Origin of the sequence: Kitasatospora sp. NPDC047058 (genome assembly GCF_040643935.1) — a bacterium.
In the GTDB taxonomy this organism is placed as follows: domain Bacteria; phylum Actinomycetota; class Actinomycetes; order Streptomycetales; family Streptomycetaceae; genus Kitasatospora.
Genome location: NZ_JBEYVJ010000003.1, coordinates 12755 through 35017, shown reverse-complemented (window position 1 = coordinate 35017; position 22263 = coordinate 12755). Strand labels below are relative to the sequence as shown.

The window sequence follows — 22263 nt, the reverse complement described above, 5'->3', positions numbered from 1 at the left end:
GAGGCCCTCCCCCATGATCAACATGCGGGGAGGGCCCGGGCCGTGTCAGCCCCCGCCCCGGCGCCCCCGGCCTCAGCCGTCCAGGAGGGCCACCAGGTCGAGCTGCGCCAGGCGGTCCGGGTCGGTGAGGAAGTCCATCGCGACGATCCGGCCGCCGTGCACGGTGAACGCCATGAGCGAGAGCGGCTTGCCGTCGGCGAGCGAGAGCACGCCGGGCGCACCGTTGACGAGCACCGCCCGGCTGTCCTGGGCGAAGCGGGCGAAGGTGATCGCCTGGGAGGCGACCTCGGCCGCGCCGCGGCGGACCAGGCCGGGGCGGAGCGTGCCGCCGTCCGCGCGGGCCACCACGTCCGGGTCGAGGACGGCGAGCAGGGCGTCGAAGTCCCCGGCGCGGGAGGCGGCGAGGAAGGCCTCCACCACCTCACGGCGCCGGGCCCGGTCGCTGTCGGGGGCCGGGGCGGCGCCCTGGACGCGGCGGCGGGCGCGGCTGGCGAGCTGGCGGGTGGAGGCGGAGGTGCGGCCGAGGACCGGCGCGATCTCGTCGAAGGGGACGGAGAACAGGTCGTGCAGCACGAACGCCAGCCGCTCGGGCGGGGTCAGGGTCTCCAGGACGACCATCAGCGCGATGCCGACCGAGTCGGCCATCAGGATCTCGTCCTGCGGGTCGACGGCACCGGAGGCCGTCCCCACCACCGGGTCGGGCAGCCGGACCTGCCCGTCCTCGCCCTGGAGCGGGTCCTCGCGCCGCGCGGTGCGGGAGCGCAGCAGGTCCAGGCAGATCCGGCCGACCACCGTGGTCAGCCAGGCGCCGAGGTTCTCCACCCCGGAGGTGTCGGTGCGGGACAGCCGCAGCCAGCCCTCCTGCACCGCGTCCTCGGCCTCGCTGAGCGAGCCGAGCATCCGGTAGGCCACCGCGCGCAGTTGCGGCCGGTGCTCCTCGAACCGCCGCGCCTGGAATTCGTCCCCGCTCACCTGTCACATCCCCCAGCTCTGGTCCGTCGGTGCCGTGTTGACGATAACCGGCCGGGCTGCGCGGGCACCCGGCCTTCTCCGGCGTGCCCGCACCGCCGCCGGGCCCCGTCCGGAGGCCCGACCGGCCGCCGGCGGGGGAGCGCGATAATCGCGGTACGGACCGCATCGGCAACGGAACACGGAACGGGGCCCACCGCCCAATGAGCACCCCCCGGAACGCCTCCTGGACGACGTTCGGCGGCGACCTGCACCTCGACCTCACCGGCCGCCGGGCCGCCGGGGCCGGGCTGCGGGCGGCCCTGGAGGACGCCCTGCGCGAGGCGGTGCAGGACGGGCGGCTGGCCCCCGGCACCCGACTGCCGTCCTCCCGGGCGCTCGGCGAGGACCTCGGGATCGCCCGCAACACCGTGGTGGAGGCGTACGGGCAGCTCACCGCCGAGGGCTGGCTCACCTCCCGGCAGGGCTCGGGCACCACGGTGGCCGAGCGGACGGCACCGCGCCCGGGCCGGCGCACCGCCCACCCGCCGCTCGACCGCCGGCACGGCCGGCACGACCTGATGCCCGGCCGCCCGGACGTCTCGCTGTTCCCGCGCAGCGCCTGGCTGTCCGCCACCCGGCGCGCGCTCGCCACGGCGCCGCACGCGGCCTTCGACTACAGCAGCCCGCTCGGCCGGATCGAGCTGCGGGAGGCGCTCACCGCCTACCTGGCCCGGGTGCGCGGGGTCCGGACCGACCCCGACCACCTGCTGGTCTGCGCCGGGTTCACCCAGGGCCTGGGCCTGCTGAGCGCGGCCCTGCGCGGGCGGGACGGCCGGGCCCTCGCCGTCGAGGCGTACGGGCTGCCGCCGCAGCGGGACACCGTCCGGGCCGCCGGGCTGGCCACCCTCCCGCTGCCCGTGGACTGCTCCGGGGCCAGGACCGACCTGCTCGACGGCCGGCCCGGCGGCGTCCTGCTCACCCCCGCCCACCAGTACCCGACCGGCGCCGCGCTGGCCGCCGACCGCCGGGCCGCGGCCGTCGGCTGGGCCCGCGCACACGACGGGTACGTGATCGAGGACGACTACGACGGCGAGTTCCGCTACGACCGGCAGCCGCTCGGCGCGATGCAGGCGCTCGACCCCGAGCGGGTGGTGTACGCGGGGACGGCGGCCAAGAGCCTCGCCCCGGGCCTGCGGCTCGGCTGGCTGGCCCTGCCGGACGCGCTGGTCGAGCCGGTGGCCCGGCTGAAGCAGTTGGCGGACGGCATGGCCCCGGTGCTCGACCAGCTCACCCTCGCCGAACTGATCACCTCCGGCACCTACGACCGGCACGTCCGCCGCTCCCGGCTGCACTACCGGCGCCGCCGCGACCTGCTCGTCGCGGCGCTCGCCGAGCGGGCCCCGCAGGTCGAGGTGACGGGCATCGCGGCCGGGCTGCACGCCGTCCTGCAACTGCCGTCCGGCGCAGTGCCGGAGGCCGAGCTGCTGGACCGCGCGGAGGCGGCCGGCCTGGTCGTCACCGGCCTCGGCTGGCACCTCGCCGACCCGGCCCTCGCGCCGGACGCCCCGCCCGCGCTGGTGGTCGGCTACGGCACCCCGTCCGACCGCACCTTCCCGGCCGCCCTGGACGCGCTCTGCGAGCTGCTCCGGGGGGCGTGACGGGCGCGGCCGGAACGGCCTGGCCGAACGAACGGACCGGCGCGGCAGGCTACTTGTTGCGGTTGCCGAGCTCGAAGAGCAGCATGATGAACCCCGCGAAGGCGTGCGTGGCGACCATGTAGACCAGCACCCGGATGCCGACGCGGCGGTTGGCCCACTTGCCGGCGTCGACGGTCTTCGGGGCGGCCTGGGGCACGGCCGCGGGGGCGGCAGCGGGGACGGCGGTGGTGGTGGCGGTGGTGGTGGGATCAGCCATGGGAGATCTCCTCCGGGAGTTCTGACGACGGGTCAGTGGGGTGCGGCAGGGCCGCCGCCGAGGCAGAGTTCGCCGCCGGGGCTCTGCAGCAGGGTGTGGACGAAGAGCAGCTCGACCCCGTCCGCCGAGTCGGCGGCGATGCAGTGCGGGGTGAGCGAGTCGAAGTGCGCGGAGTCGCCCTCCGCGAGGACGTGGACGCGGTCCCCGAGGGTCAGCTTCAGCCGGCCCTGGAGGACGTAGAGCCACTCCTCGCCGGGGTGGACCCGGACCACCGCGTCCTGCACGCCCGGGGGGACGTGCACGCGCAGCGCCTGCATGGCCCGGCCGGGGGCGCCGGCCCGGCGGTAGCCCCAGCCGCCCGCGCGGCCGGGCTCGATCGCGCCGCCGCGCACCACCGGGTCGGGCTCGACCATGGCCTCGCCGAGGAGGCCGGAGACGGAGGTGCCGTAGGCGCGGGCGAGGCCCAGCAGGACGGGCAGCGACGGCTGCCGGCGGCCGGTCTCCAGCCGGGACAGATAGGCTGGGGAGAGACCGATCCGGGCGGCGGCCACCTCGAGCGTGAGCCGGCTGCTGAGCCGGTGCTCGCGCAGCCGCGCGGCGAGGCCGGCGACCTCCTGGTCGTCGAACTGGTCGCCGGGGGCGGAGGGGCCGGTCGGGCTGGTGGTCATGTGACCAGTGGACACCCCGCGTGCCGGACGGGCAAGAAAATTGCCTCTGAGGCAAAAGGCTCCGCGACGCCTCCGTGCGGCCCGGACAGGGGCCTACGGCCGGGGGATGTTCCGCAGGTTGCTCCGGGCCAGGTCGATCATGCGCCCGACCCCGCCGGAGAGCACCGTCCGGCCGGCCGCCAGGGCGAAGCCCTTCACCTGCGCGGCGGTGATGTGCGGCGGGATGGAGAGCGCGTTCGGGTCGGTGACCACGTCCACCAGCGCCGGGCCGGGCCGCTCCAGCGCCTCCGCCAGCACCTCCCGCACCCGGGCCGGCTCGGTCACCCGTTTGGCCGGAATGCCCATCGCCCGGGCGATCCCCGCGTAGTCGACGTCCCCGTTGCCGGTCTCCGACTCCGGGTAACCGGAGACCAGCATCTCCAGCTTGATCATGCCGAGCGCGCCGTTGTTGAAGACCACCGTCTTCACCGGCAGCCGGTGCTTCACCACCGTGAGCAGCTCGCCGAGCAGCATCGAGAGCCCGCCGTCGCCCGCCATGGCCACCACCTGCCGTCCGGGACAGGCCAGTTGGGCGCCGATCGCGTGCGGCAGCGCGTTCGCCATCGAGCCGTGCAGGAAGGAGCCGATCACCCGGCGGCGGCCGTTCGGTTGCAGGTAGCGGGCGGCCCAGACGTTGTTCATCCCGGTGTCCACGGTGAACACCGCATCGTCCGCGGCCACCTCGTCCAGCACCGAGGCCACGTACTCGGGGTGGACCGGCAGGTGGTTCCCGATGTCCCGGGTGTAGGCGCCGACCACGTCCTCCAGGGCGCGGCAGTGCTTGCGCAGCATCTCGTCCAGGAAGCCGCGGTCCTGCTTGGGCTCCAGCAGCGGCAGGACGGCCCGCAGGGTCGCCGAGACGTCGCCGTGGACGGCCAGTTCGAGGGCCGTGCGGCGGCCGAGCCGGGTGGCGTCGTGGTCCACCTGGACGGTGCGGGCCTGCGGCAGGAAGGAGTCGTACGGGAAGTCGGTGCCGAGCAGCAGCACCAGGTCGGCCGCGTGCAAGGCCTCGTGGCAGGCGCCGTAGCCGAGCAGGCCGCTCATCCCGACGTCGTACGGGCTGTCGAACTGGATCCACTCCTTGCCGCGCAGCGAGTGCCCCACCGGCGCGTTCAGGGCCCCGGCGACCTCCATCACCTCGGCGTGCGCGCCACGCACACCCGCACCGCAGAACAGGGCCACCCGGGGGGCCGCGTTGAGGGCACGGGCCAGCGCCTGCACCTGGGACCAGGGCGGGGCGGCGACGGCCTGCTCGGTGAGGAAGTGGCTGGTGCCGGTCGGGCCGGCGGCGGGCATGGCGGCGACGTCGCCGGGGAAGGCCAGCACCGAGACGCCGCGGGCGCCCAGCGCGTGCTGGACCGCGATCCGGAGCAGGCGGGGCAGCTGGGCGGGCGCGGAGAGCATCTCGCACCAGCTGCTGCAGTCGGTGAACACCCGCTCGGGGTGGGTCTCCTGGAAGAAGCCGGTGCCGATCTGGCCGGACGGGATGTGCGAGGCGAGCGCGAGCACCGGGAGGCCGCTGCGCTGGGCGTCGTAGAGGCCCTGGACCAGGTGGGTGTTGCCGGGACCGCAGGAGCCGGCGCAGACCGCGAGACGGCCGCTGAGCTCGGCCTCGGCGGCCGCGGCGAAGGCCCCGGCCTCCTCGTTGCGGACGTGCACCCAGCCGATCCCCTCGGCCCGGCGGATCGCGTCCACCACCGGGTTGAGGCTGTCGCCGACGACGCCGTACACCCGCTCCACCCCGGCCTGCCGGAGCACCTCCACCATCTGCTCGGCCACACTCACCACGGGGGGCTCCTTCACCGGCCGCCGCTCGCCACAGGACACCTGCACCCTCCGGCGGGAGCGCGGGCCGCGCACCCGGGAGGGGCCGAAGGGGTGAGGGCCGGGGGCGGGGCGGGCGGGGCGGCTACTCCGCGGCCAGGTGGTCCGGGCCGGGGCTGAGGGTGCCGGCGGCGATCCCGGCCTGGGGCTGGCGGCGGGCCGGTTCGCGGCCGGGGGGCTGGCTGCAGCGTTCCTGGGCGGGCGGGACGGTGGTGGGCACGGTGACCGGGGAGCCGGCCTTCACCTGGACCACCTCGCCGTCGTGCCGCAGGTGGATCACCTCGCCGCGGCGCAGCGTGTACGTCGTGCCCTCGTGGGTGATCCGGACGCCCAGCAGCCGGCCGCGCACCAGCAGCGAGAAGCTGAGCTTCATCAGCCCGGCCGGCAGCCGGGGCCGGAAGTTGAGGATCTCGCCGTGGTCGCGGAGCCCCCCGAAGCCGGCCACCAGGGCGATGCAGGCCCCGGCGAGCGAGGCCATGTGGAGGCCGTCGCGGGTGTTGCCGCCGAGGTCGTGCAGGTCCATCAGGGCGGCTTCGGCGGTGTAGTCGTACGCGAGGTCCAGCTGCCCGACCTCGGCGGCGATCACCGCCTGGGTGCAGGCGGAGAGCGAGGAGTCGCGGACGGTCAGCCGCTCGTAGTAGGCGAAGTTGCGGGCCTTCTGCTCGTCGGTGAAGGCGTCGCCGCGGACCTGCATGGCGAGGACCAGGTCGGCCTGCTTGACCACCTGCTTCCGGTACAGGTCGAAGTACGGGTAGTGGAGCAGCAGCGGGTAGTTCTCCGGCGGGGTGTGTTCGAAGTCCCAGACCTGGTGGTCGGTGAAGCCGTCGGCCTGCGGGTGGACGCCGAGGTTCTCGTCGTACGGGATGAACATCGCGGCGGCGGCGTCCCGCCAGGCGGCGGTCTCCTCGGTGTCGACGCCGAGTGCGGCCGCCTCGCGCGGGTGCCGGGCGGCCGCTTCGGCGGCGACGCGCAGGTTGGCCTGCGCCATCAGGTTGGTGAAGACGTTGTTGTCGGCGACGGCGCTGTACTCGTCGGGGCCGGTGACGCCCTCGATGCGGAACTTGCCGACGGCGTCGTGGTGGCCGAGCGAGCGCCACATCCGGGCGGTCTCGACGAGCAGTTCCAGCCCGTACTCGCGCTCGAACTCGGCGTCCCCGGTGGTCCGGACGTAGCGGGACACGGCGGAGGCGATGTCGGCGCCGATGTGGAAGGCCGCGGTGCCGGCCGGCCAGTAGCCCGAGCATTCCTCGCCGCGGATGGTCCGCCACGGGAACACCGCGCCGGCGAGGCCGAGTTGGGTCGCCCGGTCGCGGGCCATCGGGAGGGTCGTGTAGCGCCAGCGGAGCGCCTGGTTGACGGCGGCCGGCAGGCAGTAGGTGAGCACCGGCAGGACGAAGGTCTCGGTGTCCCAGAAGCTGTGGCCGTCGTAGCCGGGGCCGGTCAGCCCCTTGGCGGGGATGGCCCGTTCCTCGCTCCGGGCGCCCGCCTGGAGGACGTGGAAGACGGCGAACCGGACGGCCTGCTGGAGTTCGACGTCGCCCTCGATCTCGACGTCGCTGGTCTCCCAGAACTCCTTGAGGAACTCGGCCTGTTCGGTCACCAGCCCGTCCCAGCCGGTATACCGGGCGGCGGTCAACGCGGCCTCCACCTGGTCCCGGACGGCGGGCTGCGAGCGTGTCGCGGACCAGCCGTAGGACATGAACTTCACCAGCCGCAGCCGTTCGCCCGGCCGGAGCAGGGTGGTGACGCTGATCCGGCAGTGGTCGACCTCCGCCTCGGCGACGGTGTCCAGGCCTTCCGGGCCCTCGATGACGTGGTCCATCCCGGCGGCGACCCGGATGCCGCTGTACCGGGTGCGGTGCACCAGGACGGCCTTGCTGCCGCCGGCGTGGTGCACCTCGCCGATCAGCGGGGCCTCCAGCACGGCGGCGGCGCGCGGGTCGCCCTCGGGGCCGCCGGGCAGCTGCTCGTTGGCGACCAGCTCGGACTGCAGGACGATCCGCACCGGCGCGTCCACCGCCTCGACGGTGTACTCGACGGCGGCGACGGCCCGCTGGGTGAGCGAGACCAGCCGGGTCGAGTTCACCCTGATGGTCCGGCCGGCCGGGGAGGTCCACTCGGCCTCGCGCCGCAGCAGCCCGTCCCGGAAGTCCAGCCAGCGGCGGTGGCCGAGCAGTTCGCCGTACCGCAGGTCGAAGGGCTCGTCGTCCACCAGCAGCCGGATGATCTTGCCGTTGGTGATGTTGATGACGCTCTGGCTGGACTCCGGGTAGCCGTAGCCGCCCTCGCCGTACGGCAGCGGGCGGAGTTCGAAGACGCCGTTCAGGTAGGTGCCGGGGAGGCCGTGCGGCTCGCCCTCGTCGAGGTTGCCGCGCAGGCCGATGTGGCCGTTGGAGAGCGCGAAGACGGACTCGGCGCGGGCCATCGACTCCAGGTCGAGGCCCTGCTCGGTGATCTGCCAGGGGTCGACGCTGAAGTTGTCCAGGCTGGTCATGCCGCGTCTCCTTCGAGCAGCTCGGCGAGGTCGGTGACGACCACGGTGGCGCCGTCGCGGCGCAGTTCGGCGGCCTGGCCGGTGCGGTCGACGCCGACCACCGCGCCGAAGCCGCCGGCCCGGCCGGAGGCGACCCCGGCGAGCGCGTCCTCGAAGACGGCGGCGTGCGCGGGCTCGACGCCCAGGGCCCGGGCGGCGGCGAGGTAGGTGTCGGGCGCGGGCTTGCCCGGCAGGTTCTCGCGTTTGGCCACGACGCCGTCCACGATCACGTCGAACAGTTCTTCGATCCCGGCGGCGCGCAGCACGTCCCGGCAGTTGGCGCTGGACGAGACGACCGCGGTGGGCAGCCCGAGGCCGCGCAGCCGGCGCACGTAGGCGACCGAGCCCGGGTACGGCTGGACGCCCTGCTCGCGGATCATCCGCAGCACGGTGTCGTTCTTGGCCAGGCTGATGCCGTGCACGGTGCGGGTGCCGGGCGGGTCGGCGTCGGTGCCCTCGGGCAGGTCGACGCCGCGGCTGTGCAGGAACGCCCGGGTGCCGTCGAGTCTCGGGCGGCCGTCGACGTACGTGTCGTAGTCGAGGACGGCGTCGAAGGGCACGAACGGCTCGCCGGTGCGGGCCGCCTCGGCGCGCAGGAACGCGTCGAAGGTGTCCTTCCAGGCCGCGGCGTGCACCTTGGCGGTCTGGGTGAGCACCCCGTCGAGGTCGAAGAGGAAAGCGCGGATGTCGTCCGGAAGCCCCAGCATGGGTGCAGTCTCACCCGCGGACGCGGGGAAGCCGCCCATTCCCGGCGGCGCGTCGCGGGAACGGGCGGCTCCGGCGGCCGACGGGGCCGCCGCCGGTCCGGCGGATCAGGGCGTGCCCGGTGCGGCGATCATCGCGAAGACGGCGCCCTGCGGGTCCTGGACGACCGCCATCCGGCCGGCCTGCATGTCGAACGGCGGCTGGATCACCGAGCCGCTCGCCTTGACCAGGGCGTCCACGGTGGAGTCGGTGTCGTCCACCGAGAAGTAGGTCATCCAGTGCGCGGGCGTGCCGGGGGCGAGGTACCCGGGGACCTGCTGCATGCCGCAGACGGTGCGGTCGCCGACGTTGAGCGAGTAGTAGCCCTCCATGCCCTGGACGGTCCCCGGGCGCAGGCCCACGGCCTGGTGGTAGAACCGGCCGGCCGCGTCGGTGTCGCCGGTGTTGAGCTCGTTCCAGACCAGCGAGCCGGGCTCGTTCACGATGCCGGCGCCGATGAAGTCCAGCTTCTGCCAGACGCCGAACACCGCGCCGGTCGGGTCGGCGGCGACCAGCATCCGGCCGACCGTGCCGACGTCCATGGCCGGGTAGAGGATCGTGCCGCCGTGCTCGGCGACGGCGCTCTGGGTGGCGTCGGCGTCGTCCGAGGCCAGGTAGGTGGTCCAGGCGACCGGCGGGACGGGCTGGCCCTCGGGGGCCATCCGGGCCATGATCCCGGCGACCGGCCGGCCGTTCAGCGCGCACACGGCGTAGCCGCCGAACTCGGGCGGGCCGATCTCGCCCTGCCAGCCGAACAGGTCGCGGTAGAAGTCGAGCGCGGCCTGCTGGTCGCTCGCCATCAGGTCGACCCAGCACGGGGTACCGGGCTTGTACGGAGCGGTGACTACGGGCATTGCGGGGCCTCCAGGGGCACGGGTCCTCCGCCCCGGCCGGGCGGGGCCGGGGCCCCGGCGGGCCCCTCCGCGGGCCTCGGCGGGCGGCGGCCGGACGGCGGTACACCGCCCACCATCGCCGGGCCGGCACCGGTGCGCCACCGGACGGCGCCCGGCGGGCTACCCGGGGGAGCCGGAGCGCCCGGTCACGCGGCGTGCTGGGGCGGCTTCACGAAGTACGGCTGCACCTTGCCGCTCTGGGCGTAGTCCTTGAGCCGGACGATCAGTTCGGCCCAGGTGCCGGCCACCATCGGCACGCCGTCCTCGCTGCCGGGCTGCCACCCGCCGTGGCGGAACAGCAGCCGGGTGCGGTCGGGGGCACCGGGCTGCCCGGCGAGGTCCCAGCTGATCCAGGTGCCCGCCCAGTGCGGCGGGAAGGTGCCGGTGTTCGTCCAGACCACGCGGTCCTCGTCGGCGCGTTCGAGGCGGAGCCGGAACGGCTCGGGGACGTCGGGGAAGTCGAAGAGCAGCACGTCGCCGTCCCGGTCCACCTCGGTGGTCCACCAGCTGGTGAGGCCGTCGTGGGTGTTCAGCGCGGCGAGGACGACGGCGCGGGGCGCCGCGACGTCGAACTGCAGGGCGATCTCGGCCATGAGGTCCGCCTTTCGGGCCTGCACCCCCCTGCTCGGCCCCCTCCGGCCACCATGGCACAGGGCCCGGGGTCGGTACACCCCGGGCCCGGTGCGGCGCGGCCGCCGGCCGTCAGCCGTAGGAGACGTTGGAGCAGATGTCGTCGTCCGCCGAGCGGGCGTCGCCGGTGACGCTGGTGGGCAGCGGGGCCGGCGCCGCGGCCGAGGCGCCGCCGGCGGCGCCCGCGGTTCCCGGGGCGGCCGCGCCGCCGGCGTTGGCCGCCGCGAAGTCCTTGCCGACGATCAGCGTGATGCCCGGCGAGGAGCCGGCCTCGACGGTCGCCCCGGGGAACAGCGCGGCGACCTTCTCGGCGTTCGCCTTCTGCCCGGAGCCGTACTCGACCATCGTGGTCGTGTACTTCAGGCTGGCCGCGTTGCCCGCCTTGGTGGCGGTGAACTTCGCCGCCTTGAGCACCTCGCTCGCCTTGTCCCCGGCCCCCTTGGTGGTGGTCCCGTTGTAGACGGACACCTTGATCGAGGCGTTCCCGGCGTCGGCCGCCGGGGACGGCGCCGAGCCGGTCGCGGCCGGTGCGGCGGGCGTGGTCGCGCCGGCGGTCGCGGGCGCGTCGGGCTGCTGGCCGGTGGCGTTCTGGCCGTCGATGGTCCGGTCGGCCTTGAGGGTGTCCCAGAGCTTGGCGGCGTCCGCCTGGACGATGTCGATGTTCTTGTCCTGGGTGCGGTAGCGCCAGGGCAGGGTGACGAACTTGAGGTCGTGCATGTCGATGTTCTTCAGCGACAGGCCGAAGGACATCAGCTTGTCCACCGAGTCGAGCCCGGGGTCGACGGTCATCGACTTGGTGGCGGCGTCCGCGAGCGGCAGCAGGGTGGTGGGGTTGAGCCCCTGCTTCTTGATCTTGGCGGCGAGCGAGCCGAGGAAGGCCTGCTGGCGCTTCATCCGGCCGACGTCGGAGCCGTCGCCGATGCCGTGCCGCAGGCGGACGTAGTCGAGCGCCTGCTGCCCCTGGACCTTCTGCTGGCCCGCCTTGAGGACCTCGTTGCCCTTCCTGGGGAGGTTGGGGTTGATGTCCCCCTCGTAGATCGCCTTGGGCAGGCAGACGTCCACGCCGTCCACGGCCTTGGTCATCGCGGAGAAGCCCTGGAAGTCGACCACGATGGTGTGGTCGACGCGGATGCCGGTGAGCTTCTCGACGGTGTTCTGGGTGCAGGCCGGGTTGCCGTCGTCGCTCTCACCCTTCGAGAAGGCGGCGTTGAACAGGTCGCTGGAGATCGGCTTGGTCCACTTGCCGTTCGGCAGCTTGCAGGAGGGGATCGCCACCATGGCGTTGCGCGGGATGGAGATGCCGACGGCGTGCTTGTGGTCGGCGTAGACGTGCAGCAGGATCGTGGTGTCCGAGCGGGCGCCGCCGTCCTCGTTGCCGCCGCCGAGGTCGGAGTTGTTCTTGCCGCGGCTGTCCGAGCCGATCAGCAGCACGTTCACCGGCTTGTTGCCGTCCGCGTCGGCCTGGGCCTCCGGCGGACGGTCGGCGGCGATGGCGTCGCCGTCGAAGGACTTGATGTTGCCGTTGAGCTTGAAGTAGATCGCGCCGCCCGTGCCGGCTATCAGCACCAGCACGCCGGCCGCCGACCAGGCGACGATCTTCTTCACGTTCTTCCTGGGCTTGCGGCTGTTCCGGGCCGCCGCCCGTCCACCGGCCGCCGCTCCACCGGCCGCGGCCGCCTCGGGCGCCGGCGGGCCGCCCCTGCCCTGGGCCGCGCGCCGGGCCTCGGCCCGCCCCCCGGCCCGCTGCTGCGGCACCCCGGCGTCGCCGCCCTCGGTCGTGAGCGCACCGGGCGCGTCGTCACCACGAGCCGGGCCCTCGCCCCACTGACCTGACATCCGTGTACCTTTCACCGGTGGACGCGGCGCCCGTCATCCGAGCGCACTGCACACAGAGAGACGGCCGGAACCGGCAGCCGGGTTGCACATACGAAGGTCGTAATGACCGATGAACGCCCCCGGGACCTGCCCCCGCTTCCCCTCCGGAGCCTCCGCAGTCACAGGAAGCCCCTTGGGAGCATACAAGCCAGTCATATTTGTCCTACTACCGTCACGAGCCGCCCCGGCCACGCCGGATGACTTCCCGTCGGCCCGTCGGCCCGGCCCCTCCGGCACCCGTTTCCGCAGCTACCTGCCACCCCCTTCGGCCGGTGCGGAAGGTGTCCCGTAGATTGCAGAGGACCGCGCCCGGAGGCCGCGCTCGGTTCGGAAACGGGGGGATGACCATGGCCGTGTTGACGAGGACCGCCCACGACCGGGGCTCGCTCGCCGGGATGGCGGAGTGCGATCCGGAGCTGGAGGCCCGGCTGCGGCAGGGCCTGGAGGCGACCGAGGACAGGCTGCGCGCCTGCGTCGCCGAGGCCCGGCACCCCGCCGTGGCCGCGCTGGCCGGCCAGGTGGTCACCGGCGGCGGCAAGCGGCTGCGCCCCCTGATGGTGCTGCTCGGTGCCGAGTTCGGGGACCACGCCCGGCCCGGGGTGACCGACGCCGCCATGCTGGTCGAGCTGGTCCACGCCGCGTCGCTCTGCCACGACGACGTGATGGACCAGGCCGGCACCCGCCGCGGCGCCCCCAGCATCAACGCCGTGCACGGGAACCGGACCGCCGTCCTCACCGGCAACTGGCTGCTCGCCAAGGGCGGCGCGATCGCGGCCGGGCTGGAGCGGCAGGGCCTGCTGCTGCACACCCGGGTCACCGAGCGGCTGGTCGCGGGCCAGGTGCGGGAGCTCACCGGGCCGGCCGCCGGCTCCTCCCCCGCGGACGCGCTGGCCCACTACTTCTCGGTCATCTCCGGCAAGTCGGCCTCGCTGATCTCCGTCTCGCTGCGGCTCGGCGCCGTCCAGGCGGCCGCCCCCGACGTGCTCGTCCGGGCGCTCGGCGAGTACGGGGAGCACCTCGGCCTCGCCTTCCAGATCTCCGACGACCTGCTCGACATCACCTCGGACTCCTCGGTGTCCGGCAAGGAGCAGGGCAAGGACCTGGCCGCCGGGGTGTCGAGCCTCCCGGTCCTGCTCGCGCTGGCCGACGAGCGGCCGAAGGCCCGCAAGCTGCGCGAGCTGCTGACCTCCGGCCGCCCCGCCACCGCCCGGCAGCACCGCCGGCTGCTGGCGCAGCTGCGGGCCTCGGACGCGATGGCCGAGGCCCGGGCGATGATGCACGACCAGCTGGGGCTGGCCCGGGCCGCGCTCGCCGACCTGCCGGACGGGCCGGCGCGGGGCGTGCTCGACTCGATCTGCGACTTCGTGGCGCGCCGGGACCGCTAGGGTCCGCTAGGGTCCGCCGGCGATCCCGGCGCGGCCGGTCAGCTCTCGATGACGCGGCGGAACAGGACCGTGTCGAAGACGTCCTCCATCCGGACCGCCGCGCCGTCCCGCAGCGTCCAGGAGTGGATGAAGGGGAGCGTCTCGGTCGTCCCGCGCACCGAGGTGACCTGCCGGACGCCGAAGACCACCACCCGGTCGCCGGCGGCCACGAACTCCTGGGGTTCGAGCCGCATCCCGCCGAGCACCGCGGGCACCCTGGAGAGGAACTCGCGCACCCCGGCGTGGCCGTGCTTGGTGCCGCCGAGGCCGTAGTCGGCCATGCCGTCCGGGTGCACCCACTCGACCTGCGGGTCGAGGGTGCCCAGCAGGGCCGCCACGTCGCGGTCGTGGAAGGCCCGGTAGGCGCGCTCGATCACGGCCCGGTTCCCGGCGTCGGTGCCGCCCGGTGCGGCGGTCGTGCGGTCGCTGATGTCCGTCACGGCGCCCCTCAGCCCTTCGCCGCGACGAGCCGGCCGGCGCCGAGGTGCTGCGGGTGCATCGCCCGCAGGGTCCGCTCGATGCCGTCCCGCCAGTCGACGGTGCACGGGCCGGTCAGCCGGCGGCGCAGCGCCGGGTCGAACCGGTAGGTCTCCCGGGTGACCTCGCTCGGGACGAGGTCGGCGGTGACCCCGGTCAGCTCCTCCATGTGGCGGATGCAGTCGGTGATCCCGACCGACTGGTCGCCGCCCCAGTTGACCAGCGTGGCCGGCAGCGAGGCGGCCCGCCAGAGCGGCGGCACCTGCGCCACCAGGTCGTCGGTGTGCAGCAGGGAGCACCAGTTCTGGCCCTCCCGCGGCACCGCGATCGGCTGCCCGGCCAGCATCGCCTTGAAGTAGAGCATCGGCACGCCGCCGTAACTGCCGGGCCCGTAGGCGATGTTCAGCCGCGCGATGGTGGTGGGCAGGCCGAGCACCCGGGCGAAGGCGCGCACCGCGCCCTCGGTGGCGAGCTTGCCCATCGGGTAGGCGGGCAGCCAGTCCGCGGAGCCGTCCACCGGGTCGTCCTCGGTGTAGAGGTGGTCCAGGGTCTGCCGCTTGTAGAGGGCGCCGGTGGAGACGTAGAGGAACGCCTCGGCGCTGCGGCAGTGCGCCATCAGCCGGCCGGTGGCCACCGCGTTGATCTCGGCGGTGGCGTTGAAGTCGCCGTCCTCGCCGCGGTGCACGGCGGAGTGCAGGACGTGGGTGAAGTCCTCCGGCAGCCCCGCGAGCGCCCGGTCCGAGCCGTCGGCCATGTCCCACCGCCGGGTGGTGATGCCCCGGGCGGCCAGCTCCCGTTCGACGCCCGGCGTGCCGAACCGGCCGATGCACCAGACCTCGTTCCGTTCGGCCAGGGCCTCGGCGACCGGCCGGGCGACCTGCCCGGTGCCGCCGGTGATCAGGATCTTCCTGCCCCGCATGTCGTTCTCCCCCGTCGTCATCGGTTCCCTCACGCTCCCCGCCGCACCGCGAGGGCGTCGGCCCCGGCCAGTGCGCGGTCCAGTTCCCGCCGCAGGACCGCCTGGAAGGCGGCCACGTGGCGCGGGCCCATCAGGGTGTAGTGCTCGCCCGGCACCTCCAGGTACCGGTTCTCCTCCCGGCTGTACTCGTCCCAGCGGCGCAGCTCGTCGTCCAGCCAGTCCTCGCGGGTGCCGCGCAGCGGGAGGGCGTGGAAGACGGTCACCGAGCGCACGGTGCCGCTCGGCGTGTACGTCCGGCCGAGGCCGGTCAGCGTGTCGGCGATCTCCGCCCAGGTGGCGAACCGGGCGGCGTCCAGGTCGAGTTCGGCGACGCGCCGCGGCGGCGCCAGCTCGACGAACCGGGCGGCCTGCTCCTCCCGGGGCAGGTGCCGGACGGCGTCCGGGAGTTCGCGGGCCTGCTGCTTGTCGATCAGCTCCAGGAAGAGCGCGAGGTGGGCGGCGGTCTCCGGGAAGTCCAGCTCGTCCATCCGGTACTTGATGTGCGGCGGCAGGTTGAAGCTGCCGACGAAGTCGACCCGCTCGCCCTGCGACTCCAGCACCTTGGCGATCTCGAACGCGACGGCGGCGCCGTAGGAGTAGCCGGCCACCGCGTACGGGCCCTGCGGCTGTGCGGTGCGGATGGCGTCCACGTAGGTGTCGACCATCTGCTCGAAGGAGACGAAGGGCTTCTCGCCGTCGTTGAAGCCGCGGGCCCGCAGGGCGTGGAAGGGGCGGTCGCCGGTGAAGTACTTGGCGAGGTTGACGAAGACGAGCACCTCGCCGACGCCCGGGTGGACGCAGAACAGCGGGGTCTTGGTGCCGCCGGTCTGCATCGGCACCAGCGGGTCGTACGGCCGCGGCCCGGTGCCGGCCGGTTCGGCGAGCCGGGCGGCGAGCGCGCGGACCGTCGGCGCGGTCAGCACGGTGATCACCTCCAGGCCGGTGACGCCGAGCCGTTCGGCGACCTTGGCGCGCAGCCGCAGGATGTCCAGCGAGGTGCCGCCCAGGTCGAAGAAGCCGGCGGTGGCGCTGATCTCCGCCGGGTCGCAGTCGAACAGCTCGGCGTAGATCCCGGCGAGGGTCCGCTCGACCTCGCCCTCGGGCGGGGTGTGGCCGCCGAGCATGCGCAGGGTCAGTCCGGCCGTCTCGCGCTGCTGCCGTTCGTAGGCGCCGGCCTCCAGGCGCCGGCGCATCAGCGCGCGCTGGATCTTGCCGAGGCTGGTCTTGGGAAAGGCCTCGGCGGGCAGCGGCAGGACGAGGGCGGGCCGGAAGCCCCAGTGCGTCACGACGGTGGCGCGGATCGCGTTGAGCACCCGGTACAGGCCGGCCTCGTCGCCGTCCGGCAGCTCCGGGTGGAAGGCGATCACCAGCTGCTCGGTGTCGCTGCCGGCCGGCCGGGTGGGGAAGGCGGCGACGTAGGAGCGGGCGACGCCGTCGAGCGGTTCGAGGGCGGCCTCGATGTCGTGGCTGAAGCGGTTGACGCCGTTGACGATGACGCTGTCCTTGCTGCGCCCGACCAGGGTCAGCCGCCCGTCGTCGAGCCGGCCGAGGTCGCCGCTGCGGAACCAGCCGTCCGCGGTGAAGGCGTCCGCGGTGGCCTGCGGGTCGCGGTAGTAGCCGCGGGTGATCACCGGACCGGAGAACTGGACCTCACCGGTCCGGCCCGCGGGCAGCGGCCGGTCGTCCTCGCCGGCGATCCGGACGTCCAGGCCCGCCACCGGCGTGCCGAGACCGGCGAACTCGGCGCCGCGGTCGGTGTCCGGGAAGCCTCCGCGGGAGTAGACGCTGCCGGCGCAGGTCTCGGTCATCCCGAAGGCGGGCCAGAGCGTGTCCCGGGCCAGGCCGTACGGCGCGAGCAGCTCCAGAAACGTTTCTCCGGTGCGGACCACGACGGCCTCGCCGCCGCTGATGATCTGCCGCACCCGGCTCAGGTCGAGCGGCTCGGCGTCCTCCGCCGGCCGGCCGGCGGCCGCGTTGACCAGCCCGAGCAGGAAGTTGGGCGCGAAGGTCATGGTGACGCCGTGCCGGGAGAGCAGCCGCGGGAACTCCAGCGGGTCCTCGAGCACCACGGCGGGGGCGACGTGCAGCTGGCGGCTGCCGGTGGACAGCGGCAGCAGGTGGCACTCCAGCAGGGCCGCGACGTGGTCGAAGGAGACCCAGTTCAGCGTGACGTCCCCGGCGCCGAGCCGGTGGTGGCCGTTCTTGGCGGCCATCGAGGCGAGCAGGTTGGCGTGACTGAGCATCACGGCCTTGGAGTTGCTGGTCGAGCCGGAGGTCAGCATCAGGACGGCGGTGTCCTCCGGCGCCGCGTGGTGCAGCTCCGCCGCGGGCTCGCCGTCCAGCTCCGCCAGGACGGCCACCGGCCGGTCGTCGCCCGCCGGGAGGGCGGCCGCGAGGGCCGCCGTGGTGACCGTCAGCGGGCCGTCCAGCAGGCCGGCGACGTGGTCGAGCTGGGCGGCCCAGCGCTCCGGGTCGGCGGCGGCCGGGGCGGCGAGCGGGCAGGGGACGAAACCGCCGAGCACGGCGCCCCAGAAGGCGGGCAGGAAGTCCTGGGAGCGGTCCAGGATCAGCACCACCCGGTCGCCGGGGCGCAGCCCCTTCGCGCGCAGGCCGGTCAGGATCCGGCGGGCGGCGTCGAGGAGTTCGGGGTAGGTCTGCTCGGCCGGGCCGGCGCCGGCGGCGCCCGGACCGTGACCGAGGCCGGCGGCGGGGTGGTGCCGCGCGGTGGCGAGCAGCAGTTCGGTGAGGTTGCGGGGGGGATGCACGGCCGTCTGTCTCCTGATCTCAAGGCAGCGCGCCGGGGAAGGGACACGCCGAACAGGGAGGGACCGGACTCCTCCGGGAGTCCGCGAGCGTGACGTGCGAGGGCCGGTCAGCGCCGAGGTGCCGACGGCGGCACCGCCCGACACCGCGCCGTCGCGCCGGTGGCAGGTGAACTCGGAAGGTTCTGAAGCTGGTTGGTCCCCGTGTGGCTTGTGGTCACAGGCCTTACCGTAAAGTCGAAGTCCGCCCGGCCCGCGAGGCCGGTTCGTGGTTGGCCGGAAGGGGACAAGGCCGCCACGGACCGTGAGGGCGGCGACACCACTCGTGATAGAACCGGAATCGGCGCTTTTCCATTTCGAGGGGTGGATGCAGCTTGGTGTCAGACCGGCCGGAGATCCGCCGCTTTGGTGGCATGAATATCGGCACTTGGTATAGGCGCGGCACGCGGCGCCGTCCGCCGCCCCCGGCCGGGCCTGCCCCGGACCCGCTTTCCACGGCTCTGACCAGGACTTTTTTACAAAGGTTGACGGACTTCGAACAAGAGAACTACTGTCGCCCAAAGGTGATCTGAGCGGGCGTCACCTTCTTTGTTCTGGATTGAACAGTTGAAGAAAGAATCTGCTGAAAAGAAGATCACCGCGGTGAGGGGGACATCGTGACCAGCGCCTCGGCGGGTTCGCCGAACGGGCGGCCGGACAAGTGGTCCGAAACGGGGGACACCACGCCCGCGGAACACGCCGCGCACGTCGAGAAGACGCTGCTCCAGGCCCGGGCCCTGATCGAGTCCACCGTCTCCCTCTACCGGCGCCGGCCCGATCCGGGCCACACCGCCCCGCACACCGACGTCGCCGTGCTGGGGGAGGCCGTCGAGCAGCTGGTCTTCCGCGCCCGGCACTCCGTCTGCGTCGCCCTCCCCGATGCCGACGTCTTCGCCCTGATCGCCCGCAAGGCCCTGGCCGGACTGGCCCCCGGCCCGGTCGTCCGGCTGCTGTGCGCGCCCGAGGTGGCCGACGCCGACCTGGGCGCGCTCGCCCGCTCGCCCGGCGCCCGGTTCGAGATCCGGGTCTCCGAGGCCGAACTGCGCGACATCGTCATCGCGGACGGCACCGCCGCACTGGTCCGGGCCGGCGCCGGCAGCGCCAAGGGACAGGCCACCCTGGTGAACGACCGGGCCGCGGTCCGGGCCCTGGAGCTCCTCTTCGCCGGCGCCTGGTCCGGCGGCCGCAAGCTCGACGACCACCTGGCACTCAGCCCCCGGCTGCTCGGCGACCTCACCCGCCGCATCCTGGAACGCCTGCGGAACGGCTACACCGACGACGCCGCCGCCCGCGACCTCAACATGTCGCTGCGCACCTACCGGCGGCACGTCGCCGAGATCATGCGCGAACTCGGCGCCAGCTCCCGCTTCCAGGCCGGGGTGCGGGCCGTCGAACTGGGGCTGCTCCTCGAGTAGCCGGTACGGAGGACCAGGTCGGGCCGCCGCACCGGGGTGCGGCGGCACAACGCGTGCACCGCACGACGAAGGAGGAGCCATGCGGCCCGGCGACGGCTGACGACGACGTGCACAGGTGTGCCCGCCCCCGCGGGTGTCCCCCGGCCGGAGACCGGGACGCGACGCCCCGCCGGCCGGCACCGCCCCCTCCACCACGGGGGAACACCGCGGCCCGCCCCTGCGGCCGGCCGCGGAGCAGCGAGAACACCAACGGGGGACGGTGAGCAGGACGTGTCCATCAAGGCCGAGGACGAGCTGGAGCGGGCTCTCCTCGAAGTACGGGCGCTGATCGAGTCCACGGTGGCCATCCACCGGGACCGCAGCATCCGCGCGCAACAGATCTCCACGGTGGACGGCGGCTACCGCCCCGTGCTCCGCACCGCCGCGGCCCTGATCCGCGGCGCGGTCCGCACCATCGACATCGTGCACGCCCGGATGCCCGGCGCCGAGGAACAGCCCGACCGCAGCGAACAGGCCGAACGCAAGCTGATCTACGCGGCCGCCGAGACCTCCACGGTCCGGCTGCTGACCAGCCCGCACCTGGTCGACGAGGACTTCGTCCGGGAACAGCTCGCCCTGGAACGGCCGGTGGCGATCCGGATCGCCCGGGTGCCGCCGCTGCAGGCGCTGCTGGTCGACGGCACCACCGCGCTGGTGGTGGCCGAGGCCGCGACCGGGGTCCGCGCCTCGGTGATCCAGAAGCCCGAGGTGCTGCACACCCTCGGCACGCTGTTCGAGAGCGTGTGGCGCAACGCCGTCCCGGCCGGCGAGCGGATCGTCTTCGGCGACCGCGACCGGGCGGCGCTCGCCCAGCAGATCCTCGGCGCGCTGCGGGCCGGCGTCACCGACGAGGTCGCCGCCCGCGAACTCACCGTCTCGGTGCGCACCTACCGCCGGCACGTCGCCGAGATCATGGCCCTGCTCGGCGCCCAGTCCCGCTTCCAGGCGGGCGTGCGCGCCGCCGAACTCGGCCTGCTGCGCCCGGCGCGGCAGGCCCCGCCGGGCGGCGAGGGAGTGCCGCCGAAGTAGGGCCCGTCCCGTTCCGGCCGCCCGGTTGGCAGCTTCCTGAAGCGGTTGTTGCCGCCCGGGCGACGCCCGCAGTTGTATGGGCCGCGGAAAGGGAATCCAGCCCGGACGGGATGCCGGAAAACCCTTCCCGGCGTCCCGCGACTTCCCCCGAGTCGCCGGCCGCCGGCGCGGGGATCCACCGCTCCGGAAAACCTCCGGCGGCGGATCCCCGCTCCCCCGGTGAATACGGTGCGGAAGGCGGGTCCATGGACCGGAAACCGATTGGCCTGGTGTTCCCCGGACAGGGGACCCAGAAGGCGGGAATGGGCGGGCCGTGGCGGGAAACCCCGTCCTGGGAGCTCGTCGGGGAAATCTCCGAGGTCACCGGGGAGGACCTCCGCGAACTGCTCCTGGACACCCCCGACGAACACCTGCGGCGCACCGACCTCGCCCAGCTGGCCGTCTTCACGGTCGCCGTGGTCGCGTACGCCGAGGCGGTCCGCCGCGACGCGCTCGGCGGCCCGGTGGCCGCCGTGGCCGGCCACAGCCTCGGCGAGTACGCCGCGCTGACCGCCGCCGGGGCGCTCACCCTGCCCGCCGCAGCCGCCCTGGTCGCGGAGCGCGGCCGGGCCATGCGGGCGGCCGCCGAGCAGCACCCCGGCACCATGGGCGTCCTGGTGGCGGCCCCGCTGGAGGAGGTCGACGGGCTCGTCGGGCGGATCCGCGCGGACGGCGCCGAGCTGTGGGTCGCGAACGTCAACGCGCCCGGCCAGACGGTGGTCTCCGGCTCCGCCGAGGGCGTCGACCGGATCGAGGCCGAGGCGCCCGCGATCGGCGCCAAGCTGATCCGCCTCCAGGTCGGCGGGGCGTTCCACAGCCCGTACATGGCCCCGGCCGCGGAGCGGCTGCGGATCGCGCTGAAGAACACCGCGTTCGCCCCCGTCCACCTGCCGGTCGTCGCCAACGCCGACGCCGGGGTGTACCGCGGCGACTGCGACTGGCCCGCGCTGGCCACCCGCCAGCTCACCTCGCCGGTGCTCTGGGAGCCGGGCGTGCGCGCCCTGACCGGCCCGCTCGGCTGCCGCCGGCTGGTCGAGATCGGCCCCGGGAAGGCGCTGGCGGGCCTGATCCGCCGGATCACCCCGGACACCGAGGTGGTGTCCCTGAACAGCCCGGCGGCGCTGGGCTGACCGGCGCCCGCGACCACCACGCCGACAAGGAGAACCACCCCATGGCGCTTGGCACCGAGAGCATCTGGCTGCGCCGGTACCCCACCGTCACGACCCCGCGGCTGCGCCTGCTCTGCCTGCCGCACGCCGGCGGCGCGGCCGGCTTCTTCCACAGCTGGGGGAACGCCTTCGGCGAGGACGTCGAGGTGCTCGCGGTGCGCTACCCCGGCCGCCAGGAGCGGATCGCGGAGGACCCGTGGACCGCCCTGGAGGACCTCGCCGACGCGATCGCCGACGAGCTGCCGCCCTACCTGGACACCCCGCTGGCGGTCTTCGGCCACAGCATGGGCGCCACCCTCGGCTACGAGATCACGCTGCGGCTGGCGCAGCGGTACCACGCCGCGCCCGCGCTGCTGATGGTCTCCTGCCGCAAGGCCCCGCACCTGCTGACCCCGCGCACCGCCGCCTTCGGCACCGACGAGGAACTGCTCGCCGAGGTGGACAAGCTGGGCGGCACCGACTCCGCGCTGCTCGCCGACGCGGACCTGCGCGACCTGGTGCTGCCCGCCCTGCGGGCCGACTTCCGGGCCGTCGCCCGCTACACCGCGCGCCCCGGGGTCCCGCTGCCCTGCCCGGTCGTCGGCTACGTCGGCGACCGCGACCCGGACGTCGGCCCCGACGAGGTGGCCGGCTGGGCCCGGACCGCCCCGCTCGGATTCGAGCTGAAGGTGCTCCCGGGCGACCACTTCTACCTGGTCGGCCAGCGCGACGCGCTGATCGCCGACATCCGCGCCCGGCTGTCCCGATAAGCCGCCGCCGGACGCCCTGATCCGAATTCCCCGGCGCCGGTGGCAGGTTGTTGCAGCCGTCGTTGTGAGAAAAGAACACCCCGGCGCAGACT

At 74.3% G+C, this 22263-nt stretch carries 18 protein-coding genes; 6 read left to right on the top strand and 12 right to left on the bottom strand.

Translation table 11 applies throughout. The features are described from left to right. Positions 1 to 72: 72 nt before the first annotated feature. Entirely contained in the window at positions 73 to 972 is a 900-nt protein-coding gene (gene sigJ, locus ABZ885_RS00840; RefSeq protein ID WP_360181548.1) for an RNA polymerase sigma factor SigJ, read from the bottom strand. 200 nt (positions 973 to 1172) lie between these two features. Between sigJ and ABZ885_RS00835 the strand changes: the two genes are divergently transcribed. After that, positions 1173 to 2609 carry a PLP-dependent aminotransferase family protein gene (locus ABZ885_RS00835; RefSeq protein ID WP_360181545.1) on the top strand — a complete coding sequence of 479 codons (1437 nt, stop codon included), beginning with the start codon at positions 1173 to 1175 and terminating at the stop codon, positions 2607 to 2609. Between the two features lie 49 nt (positions 2610 to 2658). On the opposite strand, the gene ABZ885_RS00830 is transcribed toward ABZ885_RS00835, so the two are convergent. From ABZ885_RS00830 to ABZ885_RS00795, 8 genes are all read right to left on the bottom strand, one after another. Next, complete coding sequence (locus tag ABZ885_RS00830) at positions 2659 to 2865, bottom strand: DUF6126 family protein (protein ID WP_360181542.1); 207 nt, start codon at positions 2863 to 2865, stop codon at positions 2659 to 2661. Between the two features lie 32 nt (positions 2866 to 2897). Continuing rightward, positions 2898 to 3533 (bottom strand): XRE family transcriptional regulator, encoded by a 636-nt coding sequence (locus tag ABZ885_RS00825; RefSeq protein WP_360181539.1) that lies wholly within the window; start codon positions 3531 to 3533, stop codon positions 2898 to 2900. Positions 3534 to 3626: 93 nt separating this feature from the next. Further along, entirely contained in the window at positions 3627 to 5360 is a 1734-nt protein-coding gene (locus tag ABZ885_RS00820; protein WP_360181536.1) for a pyruvate dehydrogenase, read from the bottom strand. Positions 5361 to 5481: 121 nt separating this feature from the next. Continuing rightward, positions 5482 to 7890, bottom strand: coding sequence for a glycosyl hydrolase family 65 protein (locus tag ABZ885_RS00815; RefSeq protein WP_360181533.1), 2409 nt, complete (start codon positions 7888 to 7890; stop codon positions 5482 to 5484). Continuing rightward, positions 7887 to 8636 (bottom strand): beta-phosphoglucomutase family hydrolase, encoded by a 750-nt coding sequence (locus ABZ885_RS00810; RefSeq protein WP_360181530.1) that lies wholly within the window; start codon positions 8634 to 8636, stop codon positions 7887 to 7889. Before ABZ885_RS00810 ends, ABZ885_RS00815 begins: the two co-directional genes overlap by 4 nt. Before the next feature lie 105 nt (positions 8637 to 8741). After that, on the bottom strand, positions 8742 to 9527 hold the full coding sequence (locus ABZ885_RS00805) for a VOC family protein (RefSeq protein ID WP_360181527.1): 786 nt from the start codon (positions 9525 to 9527) through the stop codon (positions 8742 to 8744). A gap of 185 nt (positions 9528 to 9712) precedes the next feature. Beyond that, positions 9713 to 10159 carry an SRPBCC domain-containing protein gene (locus ABZ885_RS00800; RefSeq protein ID WP_360181524.1) on the bottom strand — a complete coding sequence of 149 codons (447 nt, stop codon included), beginning with the start codon at positions 10157 to 10159 and terminating at the stop codon, positions 9713 to 9715. A gap of 109 nt (positions 10160 to 10268) precedes the next feature. After that, positions 10269 to 12032 (bottom strand): LCP family protein, encoded by a 1764-nt coding sequence (locus ABZ885_RS00795; RefSeq protein WP_360181521.1) that lies wholly within the window; start codon positions 12030 to 12032, stop codon positions 10269 to 10271. Between the two features lie 386 nt (positions 12033 to 12418). On the opposite strand from ABZ885_RS00795, the gene ABZ885_RS00790 reads away from it, so the two are divergent. Then, positions 12419 to 13456 carry a polyprenyl synthetase family protein gene (locus ABZ885_RS00790; RefSeq protein WP_360181518.1) on the top strand — a complete coding sequence of 346 codons (1038 nt, stop codon included), beginning with the start codon at positions 12419 to 12421 and terminating at the stop codon, positions 13454 to 13456. A 38-nt stretch (positions 13457 to 13494) separates the two neighbouring features. Here the strand turns inward: ABZ885_RS00790 and ABZ885_RS00785 are convergent, their stop codons facing one another. The 3 genes from ABZ885_RS00785 to ABZ885_RS00775 are packed head-to-tail and all read right to left on the bottom strand — an operon-like array spanning position 13495 to position 17695. Continuing rightward, the gene (locus ABZ885_RS00785) at positions 13495 to 13935 is read right to left on the bottom strand and encodes a nuclear transport factor 2 family protein (RefSeq protein WP_360181515.1); all 441 of its coding nucleotides are present in this window, start codon (positions 13933 to 13935) and stop codon (positions 13495 to 13497) included. 8 nt (positions 13936 to 13943) lie between these two features. Further along, positions 13944 to 14891 carry an NAD(P)-dependent oxidoreductase gene (locus ABZ885_RS00780; protein WP_360181512.1) on the bottom strand — a complete coding sequence of 316 codons (948 nt, stop codon included), beginning with the start codon at positions 14889 to 14891 and terminating at the stop codon, positions 13944 to 13946. 29 nt (positions 14892 to 14920) lie between these two features. Next, positions 14921 to 17695, bottom strand: a complete 2775-nt coding sequence (locus ABZ885_RS00775) for a non-ribosomal peptide synthetase (RefSeq protein ID WP_360181509.1) — start codon at positions 17693 to 17695, stop codon at positions 14921 to 14923. Positions 17696 to 18348: 653 nt separating this feature from the next. On the opposite strand from ABZ885_RS00775, the gene ABZ885_RS00770 reads away from it, so the two are divergent. From ABZ885_RS00770 to ABZ885_RS00755, 4 genes are all read left to right on the top strand, one after another. After that, complete coding sequence (locus tag ABZ885_RS00770; protein ID WP_360181506.1) at positions 18349 to 19146, top strand: DNA-binding response regulator; 798 nt, start codon at positions 18349 to 18351, stop codon at positions 19144 to 19146. A gap of 270 nt (positions 19147 to 19416) precedes the next feature. Next, entirely contained in the window at positions 19417 to 20214 is a 798-nt protein-coding gene (locus ABZ885_RS00765; protein WP_360181503.1) for a LuxR family transcriptional regulator, read from the top strand. Positions 20215 to 20459: 245 nt separating this feature from the next. Then, positions 20460 to 21383, top strand: a complete 924-nt coding sequence (locus ABZ885_RS00760) for an ACP S-malonyltransferase (protein ID WP_360181500.1) — start codon at positions 20460 to 20462, stop codon at positions 21381 to 21383. 41 nt (positions 21384 to 21424) lie between these two features. Further along, the gene (locus ABZ885_RS00755; protein ID WP_360181498.1) at positions 21425 to 22171 is read left to right on the top strand and encodes a thioesterase domain-containing protein; all 747 of its coding nucleotides are present in this window, start codon (positions 21425 to 21427) and stop codon (positions 22169 to 22171) included. Positions 22172 to 22263 lie beyond the last annotated feature (92 nt).